Origin of the sequence: Marinibacterium sp. SX1, assembly GCF_050389775.1 — a bacterium.
GTDB lineage: Bacteria > Pseudomonadota > Alphaproteobacteria > Rhodobacterales > Rhodobacteraceae > Marinibacterium.
On the sequence record NZ_CP177144.1, the window covers coordinates 682,607 to 705,905 of the forward strand.

At 67.3% G+C, this 23,299-nt stretch carries 22 protein-coding genes; 15 read left to right on the forward strand and 7 right to left on the reverse strand.

The genetic code is table 11. From position 1 onward, the window contains the following. The first annotated feature begins 39 nt into the window (after positions 1 to 39). The 10 genes from tsaE to ACK3BB_RS03185 all read left to right on the forward strand — a co-directional run bounded on the left by tsaE (position 40) and on the right by ACK3BB_RS03185 (position 13,373). Positions 40 to 510: a tRNA (adenosine(37)-N6)-threonylcarbamoyltransferase complex ATPase subunit type 1 TsaE gene (tsaE, locus tag ACK3BB_RS03140; RefSeq protein WP_428927279.1), complete on the forward strand. Its 471-nt coding sequence runs from the start codon at positions 40 to 42 to the stop codon at positions 508 to 510. Beyond that, positions 507 to 1,508, forward strand: a complete 1,002-nt coding sequence (locus ACK3BB_RS03145; protein ID WP_428927280.1) for an aminoglycoside phosphotransferase family protein — start codon at positions 507 to 509, stop codon at positions 1,506 to 1,508. The genes tsaE and ACK3BB_RS03145 overlap by 4 nt, the downstream gene beginning before the upstream one ends. Beyond that, the gene (locus tag ACK3BB_RS03150; protein WP_428927281.1) at positions 1,505 to 2,185 is read left to right on the forward strand and encodes a nucleotidyltransferase family protein; all 681 of its coding nucleotides are present in this window, start codon (positions 1,505 to 1,507) and stop codon (positions 2,183 to 2,185) included. Before ACK3BB_RS03145 ends, ACK3BB_RS03150 begins: the two co-directional genes overlap by 4 nt. Continuing rightward, positions 2,178 to 5,123, forward strand: coding sequence for a double-strand break repair protein AddB (gene addB, locus ACK3BB_RS03155; protein WP_428927282.1), 2,946 nt, complete (start codon positions 2,178 to 2,180; stop codon positions 5,121 to 5,123). The genes ACK3BB_RS03150 and addB overlap by 8 nt, the downstream gene beginning before the upstream one ends. Beyond that, entirely contained in the window at positions 5,120 to 8,527 is a 3,408-nt protein-coding gene (addA, locus tag ACK3BB_RS03160; RefSeq protein ID WP_428927283.1) for a double-strand break repair helicase AddA, read from the forward strand. Before addB ends, addA begins: the two co-directional genes overlap by 4 nt. Positions 8,528 to 8,571: 44 nt before the next feature. Further along, on the forward strand, positions 8,572 to 8,892 hold the full coding sequence (gene trxA / locus ACK3BB_RS03165) for a thioredoxin (protein ID WP_111776918.1): 321 nt from the start codon (positions 8,572 to 8,574) through the stop codon (positions 8,890 to 8,892). Between the two features lie 97 nt (positions 8,893 to 8,989). Then, a complete protein-coding gene (gene hslV, locus ACK3BB_RS03170; RefSeq protein ID WP_428927284.1) occupies positions 8,990 to 9,547 on the forward strand; it encodes an ATP-dependent protease subunit HslV in 558 nt (185 codons plus the stop codon). Between the two features lie 66 nt (positions 9,548 to 9,613). Continuing rightward, positions 9,614 to 10,921 carry an ATP-dependent protease ATPase subunit HslU gene (gene hslU / locus ACK3BB_RS03175; protein ID WP_428927285.1) on the forward strand — a complete coding sequence of 436 codons (1,308 nt, stop codon included), beginning with the start codon at positions 9,614 to 9,616 and terminating at the stop codon, positions 10,919 to 10,921. Further along, entirely contained in the window at positions 10,899 to 12,092 is a 1,194-nt protein-coding gene (locus tag ACK3BB_RS03180; RefSeq protein ID WP_428927286.1) for an alpha/beta hydrolase, read from the forward strand. The genes hslU and ACK3BB_RS03180 overlap by 23 nt, the downstream gene beginning before the upstream one ends. A 45-nt stretch (positions 12,093 to 12,137) precedes the next feature. Further along, positions 12,138 to 13,373, forward strand: a complete 1,236-nt coding sequence (locus ACK3BB_RS03185) for an MFS transporter (RefSeq protein WP_428927287.1) — start codon at positions 12,138 to 12,140, stop codon at positions 13,371 to 13,373. Here the strand turns inward: ACK3BB_RS03185 and ACK3BB_RS03190 are convergent. The 3 genes from ACK3BB_RS03190 to ACK3BB_RS03200 are packed head-to-tail and all read right to left on the reverse strand — an operon-like array spanning position 13,357 to position 15,684. Continuing rightward, on the reverse strand, positions 13,357 to 13,953 hold the full coding sequence (locus ACK3BB_RS03190; RefSeq protein ID WP_428927288.1) for a Smr/MutS family protein: 597 nt from the start codon (positions 13,951 to 13,953) through the stop codon (positions 13,357 to 13,359). The genes ACK3BB_RS03185 and ACK3BB_RS03190 overlap by 17 nt on opposite strands. Further along, positions 13,953 to 15,023, reverse strand: a complete 1,071-nt coding sequence (mltA, locus tag ACK3BB_RS03195) for a murein transglycosylase A (protein WP_428927289.1) — start codon at positions 15,021 to 15,023, stop codon at positions 13,953 to 13,955. Before mltA ends, ACK3BB_RS03190 begins: the two co-directional genes overlap by 1 nt. 4 nt (positions 15,024 to 15,027) lie before the next feature. Beyond that, positions 15,028 to 15,684: a Tim44/TimA family putative adaptor protein gene (locus tag ACK3BB_RS03200; RefSeq protein ID WP_428927290.1), complete on the reverse strand. Its 657-nt coding sequence runs from the start codon at positions 15,682 to 15,684 to the stop codon at positions 15,028 to 15,030. 119 nt (positions 15,685 to 15,803) lie between these two features. On the opposite strand from ACK3BB_RS03200, the gene ACK3BB_RS03205 reads away from it, so the two are divergent. Next, positions 15,804 to 16,331 carry an FxsA family protein gene (locus tag ACK3BB_RS03205; protein WP_428927291.1) on the forward strand — a complete coding sequence of 176 codons (528 nt, stop codon included), beginning with the start codon at positions 15,804 to 15,806 and terminating at the stop codon, positions 16,329 to 16,331. 54 nt (positions 16,332 to 16,385) lie between these two features. Next, the gene (gene secB / locus ACK3BB_RS03210) at positions 16,386 to 16,895 is read left to right on the forward strand and encodes a protein-export chaperone SecB (RefSeq protein ID WP_428927292.1); all 510 of its coding nucleotides are present in this window, start codon (positions 16,386 to 16,388) and stop codon (positions 16,893 to 16,895) included. A gap of 112 nt (positions 16,896 to 17,007) precedes the next feature. On the opposite strand, the gene dnaQ is transcribed toward secB, so the two are convergent. Genes dnaQ through ACK3BB_RS03230 form a run of 4 tightly spaced genes read right to left on the reverse strand, consistent with a single transcriptional unit; the run spans position 17,008 to position 19,700 of the window. Beyond that, positions 17,008 to 17,691: a DNA polymerase III subunit epsilon gene (gene dnaQ, locus ACK3BB_RS03215; RefSeq protein WP_428927293.1), complete on the reverse strand. Its 684-nt coding sequence runs from the start codon at positions 17,689 to 17,691 to the stop codon at positions 17,008 to 17,010. Then, entirely contained in the window at positions 17,684 to 18,274 is a 591-nt protein-coding gene (coaE, locus tag ACK3BB_RS03220; protein WP_428927294.1) for a dephospho-CoA kinase, read from the reverse strand. The genes dnaQ and coaE overlap by 8 nt, the downstream gene beginning before the upstream one ends. Beyond that, complete coding sequence (locus ACK3BB_RS03225) at positions 18,271 to 19,104, reverse strand: shikimate dehydrogenase (RefSeq protein ID WP_428927295.1); 834 nt, start codon at positions 19,102 to 19,104, stop codon at positions 18,271 to 18,273. The genes coaE and ACK3BB_RS03225 overlap by 4 nt, the downstream gene beginning before the upstream one ends. Next, positions 19,101 to 19,700 carry a Maf family protein gene (locus ACK3BB_RS03230; RefSeq protein ID WP_428927296.1) on the reverse strand — a complete coding sequence of 200 codons (600 nt, stop codon included), beginning with the start codon at positions 19,698 to 19,700 and terminating at the stop codon, positions 19,101 to 19,103. The genes ACK3BB_RS03225 and ACK3BB_RS03230 overlap by 4 nt, the downstream gene beginning before the upstream one ends. Positions 19,701 to 20,148: 448 nt before the next feature. Between ACK3BB_RS03230 and ACK3BB_RS03235 the strand changes: the two genes are divergently transcribed. From ACK3BB_RS03235 to mnmE, 3 genes are all read left to right on the forward strand, one after another. Then, positions 20,149 to 20,598: a CopD family protein gene (locus ACK3BB_RS03235; RefSeq protein ID WP_428927297.1), complete on the forward strand. Its 450-nt coding sequence runs from the start codon at positions 20,149 to 20,151 to the stop codon at positions 20,596 to 20,598. Positions 20,599 to 20,733: 135 nt separating this feature from the next. Further along, entirely contained in the window at positions 20,734 to 22,005 is a 1,272-nt protein-coding gene (gene rho / locus ACK3BB_RS03240) for a transcription termination factor Rho (RefSeq protein ID WP_428927298.1), read from the forward strand. 13 nt (positions 22,006 to 22,018) lie between these two features. Beyond that, positions 22,019 to 23,296 carry a tRNA uridine-5-carboxymethylaminomethyl(34) synthesis GTPase MnmE gene (mnmE, locus tag ACK3BB_RS03245; RefSeq protein ID WP_428927299.1) on the forward strand — a complete coding sequence of 426 codons (1,278 nt, stop codon included), beginning with the start codon at positions 22,019 to 22,021 and terminating at the stop codon, positions 23,294 to 23,296. The last annotated feature ends 3 nt before the right edge of the window (positions 23,297 to 23,299 follow it).

The following is a 23,299-nucleotide window of genomic DNA, read 5'->3' on the forward strand; positions in this document are numbered from 1 at the left end:
CATCTTGCGGGGGGCCGGAACGGGCGGCATTCTGCGCGCATGTCGCCGCGCCGCCTCTCCCTGCCCTCCCCGGATGCCACCACCGCCCTTGCCGCGGCGCTTGGCCAATGCCTTTCGCCCGGTGATGTCGTGCTGTTGCATGGCCCTGTCGGCGCTGGAAAATCCCACTTCGCCCGGGGCCTGATCCAATCGCTGCAGGACATCCCCGAAGACGTCCCCAGCCCGACCTTCACCCTGGTCCAAAGTTATGACACCACGCGCGGACCACTGTGGCATTGCGATCTCTATCGCATGTCCGGGCCTGACGAGCTGATCGAACTTGGGCTGATCGACGCCTTCGATACAGCCATCTGCCTGGTCGAATGGCCCGACCGGCTGGGCGAGCTGGCCCCGGCCGGCGCGCTGAACCTGACCTTTGTCCCCGATCCCGACGATCCCGACCGCCGCACATTGACCATCGACGCCGGCACGCCGGACTGGGCCGCGCGCCTCGATGGGCTGGCCGCATGACCGCCCGCGACCGCCAGATCGCCGCCTTTCTCGCCGGGGCCGGTTGGGCCGATGCCGACCGCCGCGCGCTGGCCGGCGATGCCTCGGCCCGGCGCTATGACCGGCTGACCGATGGCCGGGGCCATGCCGCCGTGCTGATGATCGCCCCGCCCGAGGATGCCGCCGGCATCACGACCTTCCAGCGCCTGGCCGATCACCTGGCCGCCGCCGGCCTGTCGGCCCCGCGCATCCTGGCCGCCGATGCCGATACCGGGCTGATGCTGCTGGAAGACCTGGGCGACGACACCTTCACCCGGCTGATCGCCCGCGCCCCTGCCCGCGAGCCCGATCTTTACGCCGCCGCGACCGACCTGCTGGCCGAGCTGCGCGCGATGGACCGGCCCGAAGGGCTGGTCACGCTCGATCCGGTCACCCTGGCCGGCATGACCGACCTGGCCTTCACCCGCTATGCCGCGCCGATCACCGGCGCCGATGCCACGCCCCGGATCCTGCCCCGGCTCGAAGACTTGTTCCACGATGCCCTGCGCGGACCGGCCGTTTTCCTGCATCGCGACTACCATGCCGATAACCTGCTGTGGCTGCCCGACCGCACCGGGCCGGCCCGCGTCGGGCTGCTGGATTTCCAGGATGCCGTGGCCGGACCCGAGGCCTATGACCTGGTTTCGCTGCTGCAGGATGCCCGGCGGGACGTGCCCGCCGCCGTCGAAATCGCCATGACCGCCCGGTTCCGCGACACCCTGGGCCAGGACGATCACACCTTCCGCACGGCCTATGCCGTGCTGGGCCTGCAGCGCAACCTGCGGATCCTGGGCGTCTTTGCCCGGCTGGCCTGCGATTTCGGCAAGCCCCGCTACCTTGACCTGATGCCCCGCGTCTTTGGCCACGTCGAACGCAACCTCGACCATCCGGCGCTGGCCCCGGTCGCCCAGGCCATCCTCGACGCCCTGCCCCGCCCGACCCCGGCCACCCTTTCCCGCCTGCTGCCCCGGACCGCATGACCCAGCCTCCCGTTCTCTTGTTTGCCGCCGGTTTCGGCACCCGCATGGGTGCGCTGACCGCCGACCGCCCCAAGCCGATGATCGAGGTCGCCGGCCGGCCGCTGATCGATCATGCGCTCGACCTGGCCCGCGCGGTGACCCCGCCGCGGATCGTGGCCAACCTGCATTACAAGCCCCGCGCCCTGGCCGATCACCTGGCCGCGCGGAACGTCATCACCTCTTTCGAATGGCCCGAGATCCTGGAAACCGGCGGCGGGCTGCGCCAGGCCCTGCCGCTGCTGGGCGCCGACCCGGTCATCACGCTGAACCCCGACGTGATCTGGCAGGGGCCGAACCCGCTGCAGCTGTTGCTGCAGGCCTGGGACCCCGAGCGGATGGATGCGCTGCTGGTCTGCCTTGACCCGGGTGATGCCGTCGGCCGGCTGGGCGGCGGCGATTTCGACCTGGACGGCGACGGGCGCATCGCGCGGGGCGGCCAGGTCATCTATGGCGGGGCCCAGATCATCAAGACCGGCGGGCTGGACGACATCGCGGAAAAATCGTTTTCGCTCAATGTTCTGTGGGATCGCATGATCGCCGGGGACCGGCTTTTCGGCCTGCGCTATCCCGGCCGCTGGTGCGATGTCGGCCGGCCCGAAGGCATTGCCCTGGCCGAGGGGCTGATCGCCGATGTTTGAACCTTCGGACAAGGCCCGGGTCTTTGCCCTGCCCTGCGGCGCCGATTTCCCGGCCCAGCTGGTCGCCGGGCTGGAAAGCCGGATGCAGGGCCAGCCGCCCGAGGCCTGGGCGCGCATCCTGCTGATCGTCAACACCCGGCGCATGGCCCGCAGGCTGCGCGACATCTTTGACGCCGGGCCGCCACGCCTGCTTCCGCAGATCCGGCTGATGACCGACCTGGATACCGGGCTGGACGACATCCCGCCGGCCATCCCGCCGCTGCGCCGCCGGCTGGAACTGGCCCAGCTGGTCAGCCGCCTGATCGAGGCCGAGCCCGACCTGGCCCCGCGCGCGGCGGTCTATGACCTGGCCGACAGCCTGGCCGATCTCTTTGCCGAGATGCAGGGCGAGGGCGTCAGCCCGGACACCATCGCCGGGCTGGATGTCAGCGACCTGTCGGGCCATTGGGCCCGGGCGCAACGTTTCATCGCCATTGCCGGGATGCTGGCCGATCCCGAAGCCCCCGAGGCCGAGGCGCGCCAGCGGCTGGTGGCCGAATCCCTGGCCGCCCGCTGGGCCGAGGCCCCGCCCGAAACGCCGGTGATCCTGGCCGGGTCGACCGGCTCGCGGGGCATGATGCAGATCCTGATGCAGGCCGCCGCCCGTCTGCCGCAGGGCGCGGTGGTGCTGCCCGGCCATGACCCGGACCTGCCGGACGAGGTCTGGGACGGGATGCGCGCGGCGCTGACCGCCGAGGACCATCCGCAATATCGCTACAAGGCCCTGATGGACCGGATGGACCTGGCCCCGGGCGATATCCGGCCCTGGACCGACAGCCCGCCGCCGGCGCTCGAGCGCAACCGGGTGCTGTCGCTGGCCCTGCGCCCGGCGCCGGTGACCGATGCCTGGCTGACCGAAGGCCCGTCGCTGCCCGACCTGGGCCCGGCAATGGCCGGCGTGACCCTGCTTGAGGCGACCGATCCGCGCGAAGAGGCGCTGGCGATTGCCCTGCGCCTGCGCCAGGCGGCCGAAGACGGCCAGACCGCGGCGCTGATCACGCCCGACCGGATGCTGACGCGCCAGGTCGAGGCGGCGCTGGACCGCTGGGGCATCATGGCCGACGATTCCGCCGGCCAGCCGCTGCACCTGGCCCCGCCGGGCCGGTTCCTGCGCCAGGTGGCCGACCTGATCGCCAACCCGGTGACGCCCGAAAGCCTGCTGGCCATGCTGAAACACCCGCTGTGCCACAGCGGGCCGGGCCGGGCGGATCACCTGATCTATACCCGCGACCTGGAATTGTGGCTGCGCCGCAATGCCCCGCCGCATCCCGAACCGGCCACGCTGGACCGCTTTGCCTCGGACATGGTCGACCGCAAGCGCACACCGCCGCCCGAGCCCTGGCGGGCCTGGGTGGCCGACGCGCTGCTCTGCGCCCATGATCCGGCGGTGGCGCCCCTTGCGGGGCGCGTTGGCGCGCTGCGCGCGCGGGCGGAACGGGTGGCCGCCGGCTCGCAGGCCGATGACCCGGCCGAGACCGGCGGGCTGTGGGACCAGAACGCCGGGCAGGAAGCGCGCAAGGTCATCGAGGCGCTTGAGCTGCATGCCGATGCCGGCGGTGACATGGCCGCGCGCGACGTGGCCGACCTGCTGGGCGCGCTGTTGCAACGCGAAACCGTGCGCGACCGTGACAAGCCGCATCCCGGCATCATGATCTGGGGCACGCTCGAAGCCCGGGTGCAGGGCGCCGACCTGCTGATCCTGGGCGGGCTGAACGAAGGCTCCTGGCCCGAGGCCGCGCGACCCGATCCCTGGCTGAACCGGGCCTTGCGCAACCAGGTCGGGCTGTTGCTGCCGGAACGGCGGATCGGGCTGGCCGCGCATGATTTCCAGCAGGCCGCCGGGGCCGAAGAGGTCTGGATCACCCGGGCGAAACGCTCGTCCGACGCCGAAACGGTGCCCTCGCGCTGGGTCAACCGGCTGGTCAACCTGCTGGGCGGCCTGCCGCAGCGGGGCGGGCCGGAGGCGCTGACCGCGATGCGGGGCAGGGGGCGGCTGTGGCTGGACCGGGTGACCGAGCTGGAACGGGCCGAGCGCACGGCGCCGGCGATCCGGCCGTCGCCCCGCCCACCGGTCGAGGCCCGGCCGCAGCAATTGTCGGTGACGCGGATCAAGACGCTGATCCGCGATCCCTATGCGATCTATGCCCAGACCGTGCTGAAACTGCGCGCGCTGGATCCGCTGATGACCGAACCCGACGCGATGCTGCGTGGCACGGTGATCCATACCGTGCTCGAGGATTTCATCCGCGAGACGGCAGACACGCCCGACGAGGTGACGCCCGAACGGCTGATGCAGGTGGCCGACCGGGTGCTGGCCACCGAGGTGCCCTGGGCCGCCGAACGCCGGCTGTGGCGGGCGCGGCTGGCCCGGGTGGCCGGCTGGTTCACCGATGGCGAACGCACGCGGCGCAGCCTGGGCACACCGGAAGCCTTTGAAATATATGGCGAAGTGTTGATCGAAGACCCGCCGTTCCGGCTGACGGGCGAGGCCGACCGGATCGACCGCGACACCAGCGGGCGCTGGGTGATCTATGATTACAAGACCGGCCGGCCGCCAACGGCCAAGGAACAGAAGCTGTTCGACAAGCAATTGCTGCTCGAAGCGGCGATGATCGGGCAGGGGGCGTTCAAGGGGCTGACGCCGGCCCCCGTGGCCCGGGCGGTGTTCCTGGGCCTGGGCGGCGCGGGCAAGGAAGAGCCGGCGCCCCTGGACGAAACCCCGGTCGAGCAGGTCTGGGAGGAATTCCGCGACCTGCTCAGGGCTTACCGCGATCCGGCCCAGGGCTATACCGCCCGCCGGATGCTGCAAAAGGACAGCGACGTGGGCGATTACGACCAGCTGGCGCGTTACGGCGAATGGGACATGGCCACCGATCCGACCCCGGAGGACCTGGCATGAGCGCGGCAGGACAGGCGGCCGGAACGCCCGACGACAAGGCCCGCGACGCGGCCACCGAACGCCAGGTCCGGGCGGCGCGGCCCGATGCCTCGACCTGGCTGGCGGCCAATGCCGGATCGGGCAAGACCCGCGTGCTGACCGACCGGGTGGCCCGGCTGCTGCTGTCGGGGGTCGAACCCCAGCACATCCTGTGCCTGACCTATACCAAGGCCGCGGCCTCGGAGATGCAGAACCGGCTGTTCAAGCGGCTGGGCGAATGGGCGATGCTGGACGACGGCCCGCTGCGCAAGGCGCTGGCCGTGCTGGGCGCCGGTACGACGGTCGACCTGGGCAAGGCCCGCACGCTCTTTGCCAGCGCGATCGAAACGCCGGGCGGGCTGAAGATCCAGACCATCCATTCCTTTTGTGCCTCGCTGCTGCGGCGGTTCCCGCTGGAAGCCGGTGTCAGCCCGAATTTCACCGAGATGGAAGACCGGTCGGCCGAATTGCTGCGGGCCGAGATCGTCGAGGAGATGGCCGCAGGGCCGCAGGGCCACCTGATCGACGGCATTGCCGGTTACCTGTCCGACGGCCTCGACGCTCTGACCGGCGCGCTGGCGGGCCGGCGCGAGGCCTTTGACCCGCCGATGGACATGGCGGAGATCGAAGGTGTCTTCGGCCTGTCGCCCGGGATGGACGAACAGGCGCTGATCGACCAGGCCTTTGCGCCCGACGACATCGACATGCTGACCGCCCTGTCCCGGGCGTTGCAGACCTCGGGCAAGACCGACCAGAGGGCGGCCGACAAGCTGGCCCAGGTGCGCAGCGAGGACCTGGCCACGCTGGAACTGCTCGAAGGCGTGCTTCTGACCGGGGCCGGGGCCAAGGCGCCGTTCACGGCCAAGATCGGCAGCTTTCCGACCAAGGGCGCCCAGAAGGACGGGGCCGTGGCGCCCTGGATGCCGGCGCTGAACGACCTTATGGAACGGGTGCAGGAAGCCCGGCCACAACGGCTGGGCCTGGTGGCCGCGCGCAAGAGCGCCGCGCTGCATGCCTTTGCCGCGGCCTTCCTGCCCGAATATGCCCGCCAGAAACAGCTGCGCGGCTGGCTCGATTTCGACGACCTGATCCTCAAGGCCCGGGCCCTGCTCAAGGATCCGGCGGTCGCGGCCTGGGTGCTGTTCCGGCTGGACGGAGGGATCGACCACATCCTGGTCGACGAGGCCCAGGACACCAGCCCGGTGCAATGGGACGTGATCGAAACCCTGGCCCAGGAATTCACCGCCGGCGAAGGCGCGCGGGATGTCGAGCGCACGATCTTTGTCGTGGGCGACAAGAAACAGTCGATCTATTCCTTCCAGGGCGCCGATCCCCAGGCCTTTGACAAGATGCAGGCCGAGTTCGCCGACCGGCTGCAGGCCGCCGGGCCCGGGCTGCAATCGCTGACGCTGGAATATTCCTTCCGCTCATCGCCGGCGATCCTGGGCCTGGTCGACACGATCTTCGAAGGCCAGGCCGAGGCCGGTTTTGCCGCCGACAGCCTGCACCGGGCGTTCAAGTCCGACCTGCCCGGGCGGGTCGAGCTGTGGCCCGTCGTGCCCAAGACCGAGGACGAAGAGGACCGGGCCTGGCACGAGCCGGTCGACCGCAAGGGCAGCCGCCACCACACGGTCATCCTGGCCGAACGCATCGCCGAGCGGATCGAGGCGATGATCGGCGTGGAAACCCTGCCCGACGAAGGCCGGGGCGGTCTGATCCGCCGGCCGGTCCGGCCGGGCGATGTCATGATCCTGGTGCAGCGCCGGTCCGATCTCTTTGCCGAGATCATCCGGGCCTGCAAGGCGCGCCGCCTGCCCATCGCCGGGGCCGACCGGCTCAAGGTCGGGGCCGAGCTGGCCGTGCGCGACCTGGGCGCGCTGCTGTCCTTCCTGTCGACGCCCGAAGACGACCTGTCGCTGGCCACGGCGCTGAAATCGCCGCTGTTCGGCTGGTCGGAACAGGATCTTTACGCGGTGGCCCAGGGCCGAAAGGGCTTTCTGTGGGAAGTGCTGCGCCGGCGCGACAATCATCCGCAGACCCTGGCCGTGCTGGCCGACCTGATGGGCCAGACCGATTTCCTGCGGCCCTACGACCTGATCGAACGCATCCTGACCCGCCATGACGGCCGCCGCCTATTGCTGGGCCGGCTGGGCGCCGAGGCCGAGGACGGGATCAACGCGCTGCTGGGCCAGGCCCTGGCCTATGAGCGGACGGGCGTGCCCAGCCTGACCGGCTTCCTCAGCTGGATGGAAACCGACGACCTTGAAATCAAGCGCGAGATGGGATCGGCCGGCGACCTGATCCGGGTGATGACCGTGCACGGGTCCAAGGGGCTGGAATCGCCCATTGTCATCCTGCCCGACACCGGCAAGCGCCAGGCGCCTTCGGTGCCCGAGATCATGGAGATCGACGGCCGGCCGGTCTGGCGGGTGAATGCCGATGGCATGCCCCCGGCGATGGGCGAGGCCCGCGATGCCTTCCAGGACCGCCAGCGGGCCGAACGCCAGCGGCTGTTCTACGTGGCCCTGACCCGGGCCGAGAAATGGCTGATCGTCACGGCCGCCGGCGATCTGCCCAAGGATGGCGACAGCTGGTATCAGCAGACCGAGGCCGGGCTGCGCCGGTCGGGGGCCATCGACCTGCCGATGGGCGACGAGACCGGGTTGCTGCACGTGACCGGCGATTGGGACGGCCTGCCGCTGGAACGGCCCGAGATCGTCGCGCCCACCCGTGTCACCGTGCCCGAGATCTTTCGCCAGCCGGCCCCGCCGCCGCCCGAACGGGCGGTCACGCTCAGCCCGTCGGACCTGGGCGGGACCAAGGCCCTGCCGGGCGAGGCCGGGCTGGACGAGGCCGCGGCCAAGGCGCGGGGCAGCGCCGTGCACCTGTTGCTGGAACACCTGGCCGGGCAGGGGCCCGAGGGCTGGGCTGCCCGGGCCGACGACCTGCTGGCCGAGCTGGCCCCGCCCGACCGGGCCGCGCTGCTGGCCGAGGTTTCGGCCCTGCTCACCGCACCGGCCCTGGCCCCGCTCTTCGCGCCCGACACCCTGGCCGAGGTGCCGGTGACCGGAACCATCGGCGAGGGCACCGCGGCGCAGCGCCTGCACGGGGTGATCGACCGGCTGATCGTGACGCCCGACCGGGTCCTGGCCGTGGATTTCAAGACCAATGCCGTGGTGCCCGGCGCGCCCGACACGGTGCCCGAAGGCATCCTGCGCCAGATGGGCGCCTATGCCCTCATGCTGGGCGCGATCTACCCCGACCGGCCCGTCGAAGTGGCCGTGCTCTGGACCCGCAGCGCAAAGTTGATGACCTTGCCACCCGATCACGTCATGGCTGCACTGCGACGCGCGGGCCTTCTTGACGCCGCGCAGGGGCGTTCATAGGTTCCCGGTTCAAGGCCCCATTCACCCGTTCAGGAGCAAGACCCATGGCCACCGTTGCCGTTACCGACACGACCTTCGAAGAAGAAGTGAAGAATTCCGACGTCCCCGTGGTCGTCGATTTCTGGGCAGAATGGTGCGGCCCCTGCAAGCAGATCGGCCCCGCCCTGGAAGAGCTGGCCGCCGAATACGACGGCAAGATCAAGGTTGCAAAGGTCGATGTCGACAGCAACCCCAACTCGGCCGCCGCCATGGGCGTGCGCGGCATCCCCGCGCTGTTCATCTTCAAGGACGGCCAGGTGATTTCGAACCGCGCCGGCGCCGCGCCGAAAGCCGCGCTGAAATCCTGGATCGACAGCTCGATCTGAGCCGATCCCCGGTTGCCCTGACCCTGGCCCGGGCGGCACACGCGCCGGGCCGGTGGTCGTGCGACCCCATCCTGCACAACAAGGCGGAGACCCCACAATGACAGGCGAGAGCTTTCCCGGCTGGCATGGAACGACGATCATCGGCGTGCGCAAGGGCGGACGCGTGGTGATCGCCGGCGACGGCCAGGTGTCGCTGGGCGACACGGTCATCAAGGGCACGGCCCGCAAGGTGCGCCGGCTCAGCCCCGGCGGTTATGACGTCATCGCCGGCTTTGCCGGTTCGACGGCCGATGCCTTTGCCCTGCTGGAACGGCTGGAAGCCAAGCTGGAGGCCACGCCCGGCCAGCTGGCCCGGGCCAGTGTCGAGCTGGCCAAGGACTGGCGGACCGACAAGTACCTGCAAAAGCTGGAAGCCATGCTGATCGTGTCCGATGGCACCGATCTGCTGGTCATCACCGGGGCCGGCGACGTGCTGGAACCCGAACATGACGTGGCGGCCATCGGGTCGGGCGGCAATTACGCCCTGGCCGCGGCCCGGGCGCTGATCGACAGCGACCTCGATGCCGAAACCATCGCCACCCGTGCCATGGCCATTGCGGCGGACATCTGCGTCTACACCAATGGCAACGTGATCACCGAGACACTGGGCGACTGAGAATTTTCGCGAAAATTCTTGTCACAAGATTTTTCCCGGAAAAATCTCCCCCCGAAAGGACCCGACATGACCGACCTCACCCCGCGGGAAATCGTCAGCGAGCTTGACCGGTTCATCATCGGCCAGGCCGATGCCAAGCGGGCCGTGGCCGTGGCCCTGCGCAATCGCTGGCGGCGCAAGCAGCTGCCCGACGATCTGCGCGAAGAGGTCTATCCCAAGAACATCCTGATGATCGGGCCGACCGGCGTCGGCAAGACCGAGATCAGCCGCCGACTGGCCAAGCTCGCCCGGGCGCCCTTCATCAAGGTCGAGGCGACCAAGTTCACCGAGGTGGGCTATGTCGGGCGCGATGTCGAACAGATCATCCGCGACCTGGTCGACAGCGCCATCGTCCAGACCCGCGCGCAGATGCGCGAGGACGTCAAGACCGCCGCCCACCAGGCCGCCGAGGACCGGGTCATCGCGGCGATCGCCGGCAGCGATGCGCGCGAGGCCACGCGCGAGATGTTCCGCAAGAAGCTGCGCAGCGGCGAGCTGGACGACACCGAGATCGAGCTGGACCTGGCCGACACGTCCAACCCCTTGCCGATGTTCGACATTCCGGGCCAGCCCGGCGGCCAGATGGGCATGATGAACCTGGGCGACATCTTCGGCAAGGCCTTCGGCGGGCGCACCGTGCGGCGCAAGACGACGGTGGCGCAAAGCTATGAGCTGCTGATCGGTGAAGAGGCCGACAAGCTGCTCGACGATGAAACCGTGACCCGCGCCGCGCTGGAAGCGGTGGAGCAGAACGGCATCGTCTTCCTCGACGAGATCGACAAGGTCTGCGCCCGGGCCGAGGCCCGCGGCGGCGATGTCAGCCGCGAGGGTGTGCAGCGCGACCTGCTGCCCCTGATCGAAGGCACGACCGTGTCGACCAAGCACGGCCCGGTCAAGACCGACCACATCCTGTTCATCGCCTCGGGCGCCTTCCACATCGCCAAGCCGTCGGACCTGCTGCCCGAACTGCAGGGCCGGCTGCCGATCCGGGTCGAGCTCAAGGCCCTGAGCGAAAGTGATTTCGTGCGGATCCTGACCGAGACCGACAACGCCCTGACCCGCCAGTACACCGCCCTGATGCAGACCGAAGAGGTCACCGTGACCTTTACCGAGGACGGCATCGCGGCGCTGGCGCGCATCGCGGCCGAGGTCAACCAGAGCGTCGAGAACATCGGCGCGCGGCGGCTCTACACGGTGATCGAACGGGTCTTCGAAGACCTGTCCTTCGTGGCGCCCGACCGGGCCGGCGATGCCGTGACCATCGACCGGGCCTTTGTCGAAGAGCACCTGGGCGAGCTGACGAAATCGGCCGATGTCAGCAGGTACGTGCTCTGATCGCCCGGCCCGCGCGGCCCGTCATCCGGATCCGCGCGGGGCCTTTCACGCACATCGTGCGCCCGGATCACACCGCCGCGCGGCGCTGATCGGCCTGCTGGCCGGGGTGGCGCTGGCCGGCGGGTGCAGCCCGCGCATCGACGGGCCCGACATGCCCCTGGCCCTGGACATCGGCACCAACCGCACGGTCTATGCCGTGACCAGCCGGGCCACCGGGCCGGATGGCAGCTATGGCGACGGGCGGTCGGCCGGGCTGGGCCTGCTGGAACTGACGGTGTCGATCCCGCCCAACCACCGGCCCGGCCAGATGACCCACCACCGCAACCGTGCCGACCCGCAGCGGGATTTCGTCATCGCGCGCAGCCTGGCCTATGACGATCCCGCGGCCTTTCGCGCCCGGATCGACCGCGACCTGTCCGGCCTGCCCCGGGACGAACGCGAAGTGTCGATCTTTGTACATGGCTACAACGCCACCCAGTCGGAAACCGCCTTTCGCGCCGCCCAGATCGCCGAGGACATCCGCTCGCCAGCGGTCAACGCGATCTATTCCTGGCCCAGCCGGGGCCAGCTGCTGGGCTATGTCTACGATCACGATTCCATGCTGTTCGCCCGCGACGGGCTGGAAACCATGCTGCTGGCCGCAGGCCAGAGCCGGGCCGAGCGCATCGTGCTGGTCGGCCATTCCATGGGCGCGCTGCTGACCATGGAAGCCCTGCGCCAGATCGAGATCGCCCGCCCGGGCTGGGCCACAGAACATGTGGGCGGGGTGATCCTGATCGCGCCGGACGTGGATATCGACGTCTTTCGCGCCCAGGTCGCGCGGATGAAATCCCTGCCCCAGCCCTTCCTGATCTTCGTGTCCGACCGCGACCGGGCGCTCAGCCTGTCGGCCTTTCTGCGCGGCAAGCCGGCGGGTGAACGGCTGGGCAGCCTGTCCAATGCCAGCCGGATGGCCGACCTGCCCGTCACGATCATCGACACCAGCGACCACAGCGGTGATGCGGCCTCGTCGCACCTGGTGCCCGTGACCTCGCCGACGATGATCGCCCTGTTGCGCCGGGCCGTCGAAACCAGCCGGACGATGGGCGAGGACGATGCGTATTTCGCTGTCATCCCGCCGGCCGGCCGCGCGGTCTATGGCCGCCTGCCCGAGGCGCTCGACACGCGCTGAGAGATAATGCTTGCGCCAAGCATGTAATTGCGGGCAAGCCAAGGCATGACCCTTGGCGATTTCCTGCGCCGGAACGCCCGATGGCTGGCTGCCGGCGCGCTTCTGAGTTTCCTGTCGAGTTTCGGACAGACCTTTTTCATCTCGGTCTTCGCCGGTGAAATCCGCGCGACCTTCGGGCTGAGCCATGGCCAGTGGGGCGGGATCTATACGCTGGGCACGGCCCTGGCCGCGCTGGTCATGCTGTGGGCCGGCGGGCTGACCGACATCTTCCGTGTGCGCCATCTGGGCCCGGTCATCCTGCTGGGCCTGGCGCTGGCCTGCCTGGCCATGGCCTTCAACCCCTTCGCCGGACTGCTCTTTGTCGTGGTCTTTGCCCTGCGGTTCTTCGGCCAGGGCATGTCGAGCCATATCGCCCTGGTGGCCATGACCCGCTGGTTCGATGCCACGCGCGGCCGGGCGCTGGCCGTGGCGACCATGGGCTTTGCCCTGGGCGAGGCCTGCCTGCCGCTGAGTTTCGTGGCCCTGATGGGCGTGACCGACTGGCACCTGCTGTGGGTCCTGTCGGCGGCCATCGTGCTGGCCGCCGTGCCCCTGCTGACGCGCTTGCTGCGCGAGGAACGCACGCCACAATCCCATGCCGAAAAGACCGTGTCGGCCGGGATGGGCAACCGCCACTGGACCCGCAAAGACGTGCTGACCCATCCGCTGTTCTGGTTCATGGTGCCGGCGATTCTGGGCCCGCCGGCCTTTGTCACGGCCTATTTCTTTCACCAGGTCCACCTGGCCGAGATCAAGGGCTGGGCCCATGTCGAGCTGGTCCGGCTGTTCCCGGTCTATACCGGCCTGTCGCTGGCCACGGCCATGGGGGCGGGCTGGGCGCTGGACCGGCTGGGCGCGGTGCGGCTGATGCCCTTCATGCAGCTGCCCATGGTCGCGGCCTTCACGATCTATGCCCTGTCGGACACGCCACCGGTCATGCTGGCGGGGCTGGCCTTCATGGCCGTGACCTCGGGCTGCATGGCCACCCTGCCCAATGCCTTCTGGGCCGAGGTCTTTGGCACCCGCCACATCGGCGCGATCAAGGCCATGGCCACGGCGGTCATGGTGCTGGGATCGGCCATCGGGCCGGGCGTGACCGGCCTGCTGATCGACCTGGGCATCGGCATCCAGACCCAGTTCCTGGGCATCGCCGCCTGGTTCGTCCTGACCACCGTGCTGATGTCGATCGGCATTGCCCGGGCGCGGGCCGCGCTGGCCCCGCCGCTCAGCGCGTCCGCCTGAGATAGACGTAATAGGCCCCGCCGCCGCCATGGCTGACATGGGCCTCGGCGATCTGCAGCACGGCCTGGGCCAGCGGCGGGCGCGACAGCCAGTCGGGCACCTGGTGTTTCAGCACCCCGCGCGGCCGGGGGATCGGCCCGTGATCCTCGCCGCGCTTGCCCTTGCCCGTGATCACCAGCACCAGCCGCTTGCCATCGGCCTGGGCCCGCAGGATGAACCCGGTCAGCGCCGGATGCGCCCGGTCCAGCGTCATGCCATGCAGGTCGATCCGGGCCTCGGGCACCATCTTGCCCCGGCGCATGCGGGTAAAAGCCTTGCGATCCATGGCCAGCGGCGCGCCGGCCATGCGCTCGGCCAGCGGTTTCTTGAGATCATGCGGAGCCGGCCGGTGCGGCGCGGCCTGGCCGATGTCGAACGGGTCCAGCTCGGGCCGGTGCACATGCGGCGGCTTCACCGGTTTCGGCTTGGGCTTGGATTTTGGCGCATCCGGCGTCTTGCGCTCGGGGTGCATCCGTTCGGTCCGGGCCGCCACCTGTTCCCAGAGCGCGGCCTCGTCGGGCGTCAGCTTGCGGCGTTTCATCAGGCACCGTCCGGCAACAGCGCATAGGCCCGCTGGATCGGCAGCAGCACGACCATGCGCCCCGGATCGCGCAGCCGGCCGGCGGCATAACCCGCCGCGTCGCCGGTGCCGAAAAAGACATCCGCCCGCTGTGCGCCCTTGATCACCGATCCGGTGTCCTGGGCCACCATCAGCCGGCGCATCGGCCCGTCGCCATCCTTTTCCAGCCAGACCGGCGCGCCGAGGGGTGTGTAGGCCGGATCGACGGCAATCGACCGCAGCGGCGTGATCGACCGGTTCATCGCACCCAGCGGACCCTTGTCGGAGGGCACGCGCGACACCTCGCGGAAGAACACGTAGGACGGATTGTGGAACAGCAGTTCCTTGCCGAGCAGCGGGTTGGACTTGACCCAATGGCCGATGACCTTGGCGCTGACCTGGTGGGCGCCAAAGATGCCCCGGCGCACCAGTTCGGTGCCGACCGACCGATAGGGATGGCCGTTGTTGCCGCCATAGCCCACCCGGACGTAACCGCCGTCCTGGAAATGGACCCGGCCCGAGCCCTGGATCTGGAGAAAGAACAACTCGGTGGCATCGTCGACCCAGGCGATTTCCAGCCCCCGGCCTTCGAGGATGCCGCTGGTCAGGATCTCGCGCCGGGTCAGCCAGGCGCCGTCACCGGCCTCGGGGGGCATGCGGTAGAGCGGATAGCGGAAACGCGCGTCGGGCTGGCGGGCGCCTTCCAGCTCGGGTTCGAAATATCCGGTGAACAGCGCATCGGCGCCGTCTTCGATCAGCGTCGGCCGGAAGAACAGTTCAAAGAACAGCCGGGCCTTGTCGCGCGGGTGGTTCTGGGCCACGGCGCAGAGCACGGCCCAGTCGGGATCGTCGAGATCGGGGCAGGTTTCCAGGAAAACATCCAGCGCCGCGGCATGGTCGTCATCGGCCCAGCCGTCGAGATCGGCGAAATCCAGGATCGAATAGGTCGGGCCGTCCGCAAGGGCGGCCTGTGCAAGGGCGCGATCCGCGCTCAGCCCGGCAGAGGCGGTGAGGCTTGCCCCCAGTGCCGCCGCGCGTAACGCCCCCCACATGAAATCACCCGTCGGTCGCGACCAGCAGCCAGTTCGGATCGTCCGATCCCATGGTCCGCGCAAAGGTCCAGCTGTCCTTCTGGCGCTTGACGGTGGTGGGGCTGCCTTCGATGATCTGGCCGTCGCGGTCCTTGACCACCGAGGTCAGCTCGCCGGTGAAGCGCATGGTGATCTCGGCCAGGTTGCTGTCCTTGTCGAACCGCGTCTCGGCAAAGGACAATTCCCGCACGCCGATGAAATCGGCTTCGATCGTCAGGCCCTGGTCTTCGCGCTGCGCGACGACATCGACAAAGGTCTGAAAGACATCTTCGGCCAGGTAGGGTTCGAGCGCGCTGAGTTCGCCGCGTTCAAAGCCCATCACGATCATTTCATAGGCACCGCGCGCGCCGCCCATGAATTCCGAGACCGAGAAGCTGGGCTCGACCCGTTTCATGGCGGCGAAATCCTCGGCCATCGGGCTGTCTTCGGGCACGTGATCGGTGATGTCCCGATCCGGCCCGCCCTCGATCACCTCGAAATCCGGGCGCGAGGGTTTTTCGGGCATCTGGGTGGCGGGGGGTTTTTCGAACCCTTCGCGCGTTCCAAGCACGCTGCGCAGGCGCAGGATCAGGAAGACGGCGATCCCGGCAAGGACCAGAAGCTGGATCAGGGGCGAATTCATCAAGTATCCTCGTTTCCGACGCTGGGCATTGAGCGCCCCGTGTTCATCCTTATGTAGGCAAGGGGAGGGTTCAAGTCTACCATCCCCCCGCCAGTTGACCCATCCGCAAGGAGACTTCGTTGCCGCTGTTTCTCGCCTTTCTTCTCGTTCCGCTGATCGAGATCACCCTCTTTGTCCAGGTCGGAGGGCTGATCGGGCTGTGGCCGACGCTGGCCATCGTCGTCGGGACGGCCATGCTGGGCACCTGGCTGGTCAAGAGCCAGGGGCGTCAGGCGCTGCAGAAACTGACCGGCGCGTTCAACGACCTGCGCGACCCGTCCGAGCCGCTGGCCGAAGGGGCAATGATCCTGTTTGCCGGCGTTCTGCTGCTGACCCCGGGGTTTTTCACCGATGCCGTGGGCTTTGCGCTGCTGATGCCGCCGGTGCGGCTGTGGCTTTATCGCCAGGTCTCGGCGCGGGTGACGGTGCAGGGCTTTGCCGCCCATCCCGGGGCCCAGCGGCCGGGCGGGCCCCGCGGCACGGGGCCGCAGGGCTTCGGTGGCCAGGGTGACATCATCGACGGCGATTTCACCGAAGTGCGGCCGCGCGACAATGACGGCCCGTCGCGACCGTCGGCCTGGGTCGAGAAGGACCCCGACCGCCATTGAGCCTTGGCAGGCTTGCTGGTAGACAGCGACAAACCGTATCCAAGGAGACGTCGCATGACCGACAATCCCGATCCGCAAGGTGCCGCACCGCAACAGCCGCAGGTGCAGATGCGCGTGCTTGGCCAGTTCATCCGCGACATGTCCTTTGAAAACGTCATGGCCCAGAAGGGCGGACGCAGCGAAGGCCAGCCCGACATCAACGTGCAGGTGAACTTGGACGGCAAGAAGCGTGGCGCCGATCACCAGTACGAAGTGGCGATCAAGCTGACCATCACGTCGAAGGCCAAGGACAGCGGCGACAGCCTGTTCCTGATGGAAATCGATTACGGCGGGGTCTTTCACATCGAAGGCATCCCGGACGAGCAGCTGCATCCGTTCCTGATGATCGAATGCCCGCGCATCCTGTTCCCGTTCCTGCGCCGCATCGTGTCGGACGTGACGCGCGACGGTGGCTATCCGCCGCTGAACCTGGACAACATCGATTTCGTGGCGCTCTACCGCCAGGAAATCGCCCGGCGCCAGGCCGCCGCACAGGCCCAGGCCGCCGAGGCACCGACCCAGTAAGATACTGGATCAAAAGAAGAATTCAGGGCGTCCCGCGGGGCGCCCTTTTCTGTTTCGGCGGGTTGGCGGGGATGGTGCGCCGGATATTTTCAAAGAGAAAGAAGCAGCAATCCTAGCCGCGGCGCCACAGGGGATCGTCGCCCAGCTTGTCGACGAAGGCGTCGTGGGCCGTGCGCTCGGCCTCGGTCAGGCGCGAGGGCAGCGGAGTGGGGCGCGGGCGCGGGCGCCAGTTGTCGTCGCCCTGGTCGCCGCCGGTCGAGCGGCGGGTGAGCACCAGGTCGGGCTGCCGGCCGCCGATCAGTTCAAGATAGACCTCGGCCAGGATTTCACTGTCGAGCAGGGCGCCGTGCAGGGTCCGCGAGGAATTGTCGATGTTGAACCGCCGGCAGAGCGCATCCAGCGTGGCGGGCGCGCCGGGGAACCGCTTGCGGGCGATGGCCAGGGTGTCGAGCGACTGGCTCATGGGCAGCTGGGGCAGGCCCATCCAGCGCAGCTCGGCATTGAGGAATTTCATGTCGAAGCTGGCATTGTGGATGACCAGAACGGCATCGCCAACGAAATCCAGGAATTCCTGGCCGATCTGGGCGAACTTGGGCTTGTCGCGCAGGAAATCGTCGCCCAGCCCGTGCACCTCGAACGCTTCCTGGGGCATCGGCCGTTCGGGGTTGATGTACTGGTGATAGGTCCGGCCGGTGGCGATGTGATTGTACAGCTCGACGCCGCCGATCTCGACGATGCGGTCGCCGGTTTCCGGGTCAAAGCCGGTGGTTTCGGTGTCGAGGACGATCTCACGCATGGGGCCTGTTCCTGATCTGGTCGAGGATCTTGTGCACCTGTGCGCGGGCATGGTCCAGCGTGTCGGTGACGATGACATGATCCGCCAGGGCGCGTTTTTCGGCGTCGGGCATCTGTTTCGCGCGGATCTGTTCGAATTGCGCCTCGGTCATGGTGCCACGGGCCATCACGCGGGCCTTCTGGGTGTCACCATCGACGGAAACCACGGCGGTGGCATCCATCCGGTCGGCCCCGCCGGTTTCGAACAGCAGGGGAATGTCGAAGACCAGGATGTCGGCCGTGGCGGCGGCGGCGAAATCGGCCCGGTCGCGGGCCACCAGCGGGTGAACGATGGATTCGATGCGGGGCAGGGCGGCGGGATCGTCCGCGATGATCTGTTTCAGCCGCGCGCGCGACACGGCGCCCTGTTCGATCGCGTCGGGAAAGGCCGCTTCCATGGGCGCTACCGCCGCGCCGCCCGCGGCATACAGCCGGTGCACGGCGGCATCGGCATCCCAGACCGCGCAGCCCGCCTCGGCAAAGAGCCGGGCGGTGGTGCTCTTGCCCATGCCGATCGAACCGGTCAGGCCAAGCCGGTAGGTCATGCCAGGACGGCGGCGCGGGTGGCCTCGTCGACCTGGGGCCGGGGGCCGAACCAGCGTTCAAAGCCCGGCACGGCCTGGTGCAGCAGCATGCCCAGCCCGTCGACCACGGTGCAGCCCATGGATTCGGCGGTTTGCAGCAGGTGCGTGCGCAGCGGCGCATAGACCAGGTCGGTAACCAAGGTGCCCGGGCGCAGCCCGTCGAGTGGCACGCGCAGCTCGGGCTTGCCGACCATGCCCAGCGAGGTCGTGTTGACGACCAGCCCGGCACCTTCGACGATGTTGCCCGCCTGGACCCAATCGACAACCTGGACGCGCTGGCCGAAATCCTCTTTCAGCTTTTCCGCCCGGATGCGGGTGCGGTTGGTCAGCAGGATGTCGGGCACGCCGGCCTCGGCCAGGGCCGAGACAACCGCCCGTGCGGCCCCGCCGGCCCCCAGGACCACGGCCGGGCCGGCCTTTGGGTCCCAATCGGGCGCGCCGGTGCGCAGGTTTTCCATGAACCCGTAACCGTCTGTATTGTCGGCATGAATCTTGCCATCTGGCCGAAAGATCAGGGTGTTTGCCGCACCGATCAGCGTGGCCCGGTCGGTCACCAGGTCGGCCAGGCCCAGCACGGTTTCCTTGTGCGGGATCGTGACGTTGAGCCCGACAAAGCCCATGGCCGGCAGGGTGCGCAACACCTTTTCCAGGTCGTCATGGGCGATATCCATGGGGATGTAATGGCCCCGGATGCCGTGGTGGCGCAGCCAATGGGCAAACAGCCGGGGCGATTTCGAATGGGCAATCGGATGTCCGATCACTCCGGCCAGCGGAATGCGCGCGTCGCTCATCTGTCGATATCCCCCCGGTCGGCCAGAAAGGCCAGCAGTTCCAACAGGGGCATACCCAATACGTTGAAATAATCGCCGTCAATCTTTGTAAACAGCCGCACGCCTTCTTCCTCGAGCTTGTAGGCGCCCACGGCGTGGCGGATGCTGTCCCAGTTGCGCCGCACGTAGCCCGTGACATAGGCCGGATCGAGCTGCGCCATGGTCAGGTGCACCATGCCCACGTGTCGCCAGATCGGCCGGGCCTCGTCATACATCACGGCCGCCGAATTGAGCGTGTGGCGCTGGCCGGACAGTGACAGGATCTGGGCCTCGGCCTCTTCGGGCGTCGCGGGTTTCGACAGCAGGCGGCCATCGTGGCTGAGCACCTGGTCGCAGGCCAGGACACGGGCGCCGGGCGCCTTGTCGGCCACCTTGCGCGCCTTCATCTCGGCCAGGGTGTCGGCAATGTCGCGGGGGCGGGCCTCTTCGGCCAGCAACGAGGCCTTGATCGCCTCTTCGTCGATACGCGGGACCTGGACGGTGAACGGGATCGCCGCGTTGGTCAGAAGCGTGGCGCGGATGGCGGAGCCGGAGGCAAGGATAAGCGGGCGTGTCATGGGTTCCGGTCAGATTTCCGGGCCGGGGGAAGGCGGCCGCATGTGGATAAGTCGGTGGAGATGTGGTCGGACGGGTGGCGAGTGATTTGTATAAAACTTGACGCGTTCTTCAAGTCCGCCGGTTTGGTGAAGATTTCATGACGACATCAGACCATTTTCCTGAGAGGACAAGGATAAGTCGTCGCAGTGGATAAGCATGGCCATGCACGGTCATACCTGTTTTATCCACAATCTTACCCGCTGATCTGCTTCGTTAACCTTTTGTTAACGCGTCGTTTTTCACCATCTTCCACGATATGTGGCTGAGAAGGCTGTGATTTTCCCCACAGCGGGAAAACTTGCGGGAGAACGGAATAATCCACAGATTCAGGCCGCCCTACAATCACATCATCCTTACTTTTCTCTTAATATTATATAGGGAAGGGCCGGCGCGCCTCATGAGGATAAGATGACTGACCTTCTGATCTCGCTCTATCCCTGGACCAAGGCCCTGCACATCGTGGCGGTCGTGTCCTGGATGGCCGGGCTGTTCTATCTGCCCCGTCTTTTCGTCCATCACGTCGAACAGGCCGGCGATGTCGACGGCCTCGACGGGGTCTTTGCCATGATGGAATACAAGCTGCTCCGCCTGATCATGAATCCGGCCAGCATCGCGACGTGGGTGTTCGGGCTGATGCTGGTGTTCACCCCCGGTATCGTGGATTGGACGCTTGTCTGGCCCTGGACCAAGGCCGCAGCCGTCATCGCGATGACCTGGTTCCACCATTGGCTTGCGAAAAGGCGCAAGGATTTCGCCGCCGGCACCAATGTTCTGACCGGGCGGCGTTACCGGATGATGAACGAAGTGCCGACGCTGCTGCTGATCGTCATCGTCTTCTCGGTCATCCTGAAATTCTGAATCTTATCCCCAAAAATTGACAGACGCGTCGCGGGTCCTTATGAAGCCCCGCAACGCGCCCGTCCGGGAATGCGTGATTCCCGACGATAAACGCAACGGACCGGCACGGAACTGCCGACCTGCAGGACATTCTTCATGACAATCGAATCGCTCAATCTCTACGATCTCAAGGCCAAGAGCCCCAAGGATCTCCTGGCCATGGCCGAGGAGCTGGAGATCGAGAACGCCTCGACCATGCGGAAGGGCGAGATGATGTTCCAGATTCTGCGCGAACGCGCGGATGAAGGCTGGGAAATCTCGGGCGACGGCGTTCTTGAAGTGCTTCAGGACGGGTTCGGCTTCCTGCGCTCGCCCGAGGCCAATTACCTGCCCGGACCGGACGACATCTACGTTTCGCCCGACATGATCCGCCTGCATTCGCTGCGCACCGGCGACACGATCGAGGGCAAGATCAAGGCGCCGAACGACAACGAGCGTTACTTTGCGCTGACCGATTGCACCAAGATCAACTTCGAGGACCCGGAAAAGGCGCGTCACAAGATCGCCTTTGACAACCTCACGCCGCTTTATCCCGACGAACGGCTGAACATGGAGCTGAACGATCCGACGGTGAAGGACCGTTCGGCCCGGATCATCGACCTGGTCGCGCCCATCGGCAAGGGCCAGCGGTCGCTGATCGTGGCACCGCCGCGCACGGGTAAGACCGTTCTGCTGCAGAACATCGCCCATTCGATCGAAGCCAACCACCCGGAATGTTACCTGATCGTCCTGCTGATCGACGAACGGCCAGAGGAAGTCACCGACATGCAGCGGTCGGTGAAGGGCGAGGTCATCTCCTCGACCTTCGACGAACCCGCCACGCGCCACGTTGCCGTGTCCGAGATGGTGATCGAAAAGGCCAAGCGCCTGGTCGAACACAAACGAGATGTTGTGATCCTTCTGGACTCGATCACCAGACTTGGTAGGGCGTTCAACACCGTTGTGCCCTCGTCGGGCAAGGTTTTGACCGGTGGTGTCGACGCCAACGCGCTGCAGCGGCCGAAACGGTTCTTTGGTGCGGCCCGGAACATCGAAGAAGGCGGCTCGCTGACGATCATCGCGACCGCGCTGATCGATACCGGCTCGCGCATGGACGAGGTCATCTTCGAGGAATTCAAGGGCACGGGTAACTCGGAACTGGTCCTGGATCGCAAGATCGCGGACAAGCGCGTCTTCCCGGCGATCGACATCCTCAAATCCGGGACGCGGAAAGAGGATCTGTTGGTCGACAAGGGCGATCTGCAAAAGACCTTCGTGCTGCGCCGCATCCTCAACCCGATGGGCACGACGGATGCGATCGAGTTCCTGATCTCGAAACTGAAGCAGACCAAGACCAACGGCGAATTCTTCGATTCGATGAACACCTGATCCGGGCTGGTCCATGGACACGATCTTTGCCGAGGCAACAGCGCCTGGAAAGGCGGGGGTCTCGGTTCTGCGGGTGTCGGGACCGGGGGCGTTCGAGATTTGCGAAAAATTGGCCGGCGGCGGCTTGCCTCGGGCCGGGCGCAGCGTGCGGGTGTTGCGCGATAATGGGCGCGAGCTTGATCATGCGCTGCTGCTGACATTCTCGGCGCCGGCCAGTTTCACCGGCGAAGACGTGGTCGAATTGCATCTGCATGGAAGCCGCGCGATTGTGTCCGCGATGATCGACGTCTTGGGCCGTGACGCACGGCTGGCCGATCCCGGTGAATTCACCCGGCGGGCGCTGGAAAACGGCAGGCTGGACTTGGCCCAGGTCGAAGGGCTTGCCGATCTGATCGATGCCGAGACCGAAGCGCAACGGCGGCAGGCCGAGCGGATCTTTTCCGGTGGATTGGGCCAAATGGCCGACCGTTGGCGCGAAGACCTGATCCGCGCCGCCGCTCTGCTGGAAGCCACGATTGATTTCGCCGATGAAGAGGTGCCCGTTGATGTCAGTCCCGAGGTCGCCGGTCTGTTGGACGGTGTGCGCCGGGATCTTGAGCGCGAAAGCTCGGGCGTGGCCATGGCAGAGCGCATCCGGTCTGGGTTCGAGGTCGCGATCATTGGCGCGCCGAACGTCGGAAAATCGACCCTGCTCAATACCTTGGCGGGGCGTCGCGCGGCCATTACCTCGGACGTTGCCGGCACGACCCGGGACGTGATCGAAGTGCGCATGGACCTGGCCGGTTTGCCGGTTACCCTGCTCGACACGGCCGGAATGCGGGAGACCCTGGATGAGGTTGAAGGCATCGGAGTCGATCTGGCGCGGGAACGGGCCAATGCAGCGGATCTGCGTGTCGTTCTGACCGACGGCGATGTGCCCGAAGGTGTGGTCTTGGACGACGACGATATCGTCTTGCGCCCAAAGGCGGACCTATTGGATGTGTCCGACGGTGCGATTTCCGGCGCAACGGGGCAGGGGGTCGACGCTCTTGTCGCCCGGATTGGTGACATCCTGTCGTCCCGCGCACGTCTCGCAGGTACGGCAACCCACGCGCGCCATCGCATGGCAATGGAACAGGCGACCTCTGGCCTGTTGCAGGCGCAAGGCCTTCTAGAGGCCGGGCCCGACCTTTATGATATCGCAGCGGAGGAATTGCGCAGTGCGATTCGTGCTCTTGAATCCCTCGTGGGACGTGTCGATGTCGAAAACCTTCTGGATGAGATCTTTTCCCGGTTCTGTCTGGGAAAATGATGC